This window comes from Pseudomonas sp. RA_105y_Pfl2_P56 (assembly GCF_963970845.1).
GTDB lineage: Bacteria > Pseudomonadota > Gammaproteobacteria > Pseudomonadales > Pseudomonadaceae > Aquipseudomonas > Aquipseudomonas baetica_A.
The window spans coordinates 1-1090 of the sequence record NZ_CAXAPL010000106.1 but is presented as its reverse complement, the minus strand read 5'-3'; the positions used below and the strand labels follow the sequence as shown (position 1 = coordinate 1090).

At 53.1% G+C, this 1090-nt stretch carries 1 protein-coding gene; it reads left to right on the top strand.

The window, feature by feature from the left end; genetic code table 11:
- Window positions 1-1069: IS4 family transposase (locus AACY11_RS28250; protein WP_339496330.1), on the top strand; the 1069-nt coding region annotated here is incomplete at its 5' end.
- Window positions 1070-1090 lie beyond the last annotated feature (21 nt).

Sequence of the window (1090 nt, the reverse complement as noted above, 5' to 3'; positions counted from 1 at the left end):
CGCTCTTGGTCGCTTCATGACGGGGCGTGCTTATCCCAAGCATTCGATCAAGCGTGTGGATCGGTTGCTGGGCAATCAACACTTGAGATCAGAGCGTCCATTGTTCTATTGGGTAATGCTTCGGGCATTGCTGGGTTCGTTGAAGCATCCTTTGATCCTGGTCGACTGGTCTCGAATTGACGCTTCAGGCACAGCCTTTTTGCTAAGAGCATCGATCCCTCTGGCGGGACGCTCATTTCCGGTTTATGAAAGCGTTCATGAGCGCGAGAGCTGTCCCAAGTATCAAAATCGCCTACTCAAAACGCTGGCCGAATTGCTACCTGTTGACTGCATCCCGATTCTGGTCACCGATGCGGGTTTTCGGCGACCGTGGATGAAGGCTGTCGCCGCGCAGGGCTGGTATTACGTCGCGCGGATAAGGAATCGCGAACTTTATCGTCGCGATCAAACTGACTGGCAACCGGTGAAGAATTTGTATGCATTGGCCGCCGCCTCACCCAAGGCACTTGGCCGTGTCGAGATGACACGAAGCGCCCCACACTTCATCGATTTGTATTGCGTACGGCACTGTGCCAAGGGCCGCAAACACCAACGCGTCACGGGGTCAATTGCCAAGAGTAAGCTCAGTCGACAGTCCGCAAGACGTGAGCGTGAACCATGGTTGCTGGCCAGCAATTTAGTTCAGAGCGAGTGGAATCCGGCAAAGATCGTGGCGGTTTACAAACGACGCATGCAAATTGAGGAAGGTTTCAGAGATGTGAAAAGTGAGCACTTGGGATTGGGTCTGAATCTACATCGCAGCCATTGCCTGCATCGTATTGAAATACTGCTGTTGATTGCCGCTCTCGCCAATTACCTGCTCTTTTTAACGGGGCTTCAGGCTCGCCAAATTAACTTGGAGCGGCGATATCAAAGCAACAGTCTCAGAGAACGACGAGTGCTTTCATTGTGGCGGCTTGGCCTGGAATACTGGCGTAGATGCATAGAGTTCGGAGGCAGCGGAGACTGGGAAAAATTGGAGAAAGCTCTGCGCGATGAGGTGCATCATCAGGCGCAGAGCCTGGAGTAGATTTGTGGGGATCCCTCAGGG